General features: G+C 52.8%; 3 protein-coding genes. All 3 read left to right on the forward strand.

Annotated features, from left to right (window positions below):
- The first annotated feature begins 158 nt into the window (after positions 1-158).
- The 3 genes from ACR0AW_RS21150 to ACR0AW_RS21160 are packed head-to-tail and all read left to right on the forward strand — an operon-like array spanning position 159 to position 3,280.
- Complete coding sequence (locus ACR0AW_RS21150; RefSeq protein WP_480439644.1) at positions 159-542, forward strand: DUF2256 domain-containing protein; 384 nt, start codon at positions 159-161, stop codon at positions 540-542.
- Complete coding sequence (locus tag ACR0AW_RS21155; RefSeq protein ID WP_170734259.1) at positions 539-1,783, forward strand: FAD-binding domain-containing protein; 1,245 nt, start codon at positions 539-541, stop codon at positions 1,781-1,783. The genes ACR0AW_RS21150 and ACR0AW_RS21155 overlap by 4 nt, the downstream gene beginning before the upstream one ends.
- Positions 1,784-1,786: 3 nt before the next feature.
- Entirely contained in the window at positions 1,787-3,280 is a 1,494-nt protein-coding gene (locus tag ACR0AW_RS21160) for a cryptochrome/photolyase family protein (RefSeq protein ID WP_170734260.1), read from the forward strand.
- Positions 3,281-3,636: the final 356 nt, after the last annotated feature.

The raw sequence follows: 3,636 nt of genomic DNA on the forward strand, positions 1-3,636 counted from the left end.
ATGACACCGAGTAATTGGCCAACTCTCGAAATAGTCGGAGCACAAAATCAAGCTCGCAACTTCTTGTCGATTAGTAATTGAGATTCTTGCCCGGTTGCTCCCCGGAATTGCGTGGGCCAACATTTTTGGGTGGTACAAACGTCGATTTGGAGATCAGCATGCCGGACCTCGAAACAAACAAGAAAAACGTCATCGCTTTCTACGAAATGATGTTCAACGAGTGTCGACCTGCCGAGGCCCTAGCAACCTTTGTTGGTGATACCTATACGCAGCACAACCCGCATGTTGGCGACGGCAAGCAAGCCTTTGTTGAGTACTTCGAGCGCATGGCCGCCGAATACCCGGGAAGTCGCGCGGTCGTCTCAAGATCAAGAGCAACTCGAACTGCCTTTGGGGGATCAGTGATGAAAATGCAGAAGAAAGCCGATTTACCCCAGAAAATCTGCCCGGTCTGCCAGCGCCCTTTCACCTGGCGCAAGAAATGGGAAAACACTTGGGATCAAGTGAAATACTGCTCAAAAAAATGCAGGTCGGCCGCATGACTGAGATGTTTCCAGAACTTGCGGACGTGAAAGAGACAATCAGTTTCAAACCCACACGAACCAATGGTCTTACAAGGCTGAAGCAGTTCGTGGGACGCACGGGTCGGCATTATGCAAGTACGCGGAACTACGATTTTGGGACCGAGCAACGCAGCAATGTATCGGGTTTGTCACCTTGGCTGCGCCACCGTTTGATAACGGAGAATGAGGTTTTGGCAGCGGTGTTAGCGTCGCATAGTTCCAGCGCGGCAGAGAAGTTCGTGCAAGAAGTGTTTTGGCGCACTTACTTCAAGGGTTGGCTGGAACAAAGGCCCAGCGTCTGGGCACTTTATCAGCGGGATTTGTTGAGCGCTTTTGAGCGACTAAAAGATGATGAGGGCTTGGAGACCCGTTTCAACGGGGCAGTGAACGGCAATACCGGCATCGACTGTTTCGATCATTGGGCGCGGGAATTGGTGACGACTGGCTACCTTCATAACCATGCGCGCATGTGGTTCGCATCAATCTGGATTTTTACACTCCGCCTACCGTGGCAGCTTGGCGCGGATTTCTTTTTGCGGCATTTGCTGGATGGCGATCCCGCGTCGAATACGCTGAGCTGGCGGTGGGTTGGCGGATTGCACACGAAAGGCAAAACCTACCTCGCGCGACCTGATAATATTGCCAAATACACGGAAGGACGGTTTAAACCGAGAGGTCTGGCTAATTTTGCAGAGCCGTTGACCGAGCCAGTAGATCACCCGCTCATTCCCCTTTCAAGTTCGCACATGTTCCCGGACAGCCCTTATCTGTTGCTGTTGACGGAGGATGATCTGTCAGGTGACTGTTTAATGCCGACATCGCCTGCTGCCGTGATTGGACTTTTGGCGACGCATGGACGGTCTCCAAAGCCGATGGGAAACGCCGTAACGGACTTTGCCAAGGGGGCGATCAACAGCGCGCTTGAGCCTCACGGAAAGCTCGCGAAATCAGACGCGGATTGGTGTGGTCCGTTGATCGAGGCAGCACGGAATGCGGGTGTCACGACCATTGCAACAGCCTATGCGCCTGTCGGCCCTACTCGGTCACGCCTGGATCGTGCAGAACCTGTATTGAGAGACGCAGGCTTGTCTTTGCACAGGATAATGCGACCGTACGACGCTATGACATGGCCTCATGCAAAGGCCGGATTCTTCGGCCTTCGAAAGAAGATCCCACCGCTCTTAGGCCAATTGAATCTGCTCAGCCAACAAAGACCATAACCCGTGTCCTCTGCTGCTCTTCTACTTCCCAATCAATTGTTTGCACACCACCCGGGTCTGGCCGCCCGGCCGGACATTGTTGTGCTTTTCGAAGACCCGCTTTTCTTCGGTGATGCGTATTATCCGGCCACGATGCACAAGCAAAAGCTTTGGCTGCACCGCGCCTCAATGGCGCGCTATAGAGATGGCTTAGTCGCCAAGGGCTTTGATGCCGCGATATGGCCCTTTGAGCGGCAGCCGGGCGCATGTCTTCGATTGTTTCAAAGTCTGCGTGATCGCGGTGTAAGCCAAATGATCATGGCTGACCCAGTTGACTTCATCGCAAAAAGACGTTTACGGGCGGCAGCTAGCAGTACCGAAATCACGCTCGATATACAGCCATCGCCTGGCTTTCTGAATACGCGGGACCACAATCTAGATTGGTTTGCCGGTCGAAAACGATGGCTCATGGCGGATTTCTACAAAAGCCAACGCTGCCGCTTGAACGTGTTGATGGACAGCGGTCAACCGACGGGGGGACAGTGGAGCTTTGACGAGGAAAACCGCAAGAAAGTGCCCAAGGCGCTGTTAGGCAGCCTGCCCTGGATCGATTGGCCTTCCCATGACGCAGTTGATGAAGCCGCAAAAGCAAGCGTTCTTGCTGATTTTCCAGAAGCATTGGGCAGCCTGGATACGTTGTATTATCCGACATCACACAAAGCTGCGTCCGACTGGCTGGCGCAGTTTCTGGAACGGCGGTTCGAACGTTTTGGCGACTATGAAGATGCCATTGTTGAGGGCGAAAACTGGCTATGGCACGCCGTTCTCACGCCAGCATTGAACATAGGATTGTTGACGCCAAAACAAGTTTTGGATGCTGCCCTGGCGCATGCGGATCGCAAGGGTATTCCCCTGAATTCGGTAGAAGGTTTTATCCGTCAGATCATTGGCTGGCGCGAGTTTATGCGCGCGACCTATGAGAGCCTGGGTGTGCCGATGCGCACTACAAATCATTGGGGCCATCACCGCCCAATGCCCCGCGCTTTCTACGACGGAACCACTGGTATTGATCCGCTGGACGACACGATCAAAAGGGTGCTCAAGACAGGGTATTGTCATCATATTGAACGCCTCATGGTTTTGGGCGGATTTATGTTTCTGTGCGAAATTGATCCGGATCATGTCTATCGCTGGTTTATGGAAATGTTCGTCGATAGCTATGACTGGGTTATGGTTCCCAATGCCTACGCGATGAGCCAGCATGCCGATGGCGGGTTGATCACCACCAAACCGTACTTTTCGGGTTCAAACTATGTTCGCAAAATGAGCCATTGGGGAAAGGGGCCTTGGACCGACATTTGGGACGGGCTTTATTGGCGCTTTATTCTGAAACACAGCGATAGACTGACTGGCAATCCCCGATGGGCGATGATGTGCCGTACGGCTGGGCGAATGTCACCAGAGGTCAAAAGCAAGCACTTGAAGACGGCTGAAGCTTTTTTGCGACGGATGACATAAGCATCAACACTATGGTGGCGCATCACAGATATTGAGGTCACATACCGTGATCAGCTTTGGGACTGGCTGAGCACGCATTTAATACATACTTCTTCAATATCGTGTTTGATTGGTTGCACGTGAAACTCGCCGATCAAAGTGCCTTGTGTCTGCACATCTCCAAAACTGCAAAGTCCAACTGTGAAGGTCCGCTTTGGGCTGATAGCCAGCATAGCCAAGTAGGGTGTACGGCAGAATCTTGAACGCAGAACAATCTATTTGTAGGCCGGAGTTATGCACGCGCGTTCGTTAGCTGGGAACGTCCGCAGGCGCCAGGATCGTCATTCCCACTCGACCTGCCACAGCCATGATCGCCG

The sequence above is a fragment of the Ruegeria sp. C5 genome (genome assembly GCF_056537605.1).

Bases quoted from the DNA above. Each gene is read 5' to 3' on its own strand.
- ACR0AW_RS21155 (WP_170734259.1), top strand. From the start codon at position 539: ATGACTGAGATGTTTCCAGAACTTGCGGACGTGAAAGAGACAATCAGT.
- ACR0AW_RS21150 (WP_480439644.1), top strand. From the start codon at position 159: ATGCCGGACCTCGAAACAAACAAGAAAAACGTCATCGCTTTCTACGAA.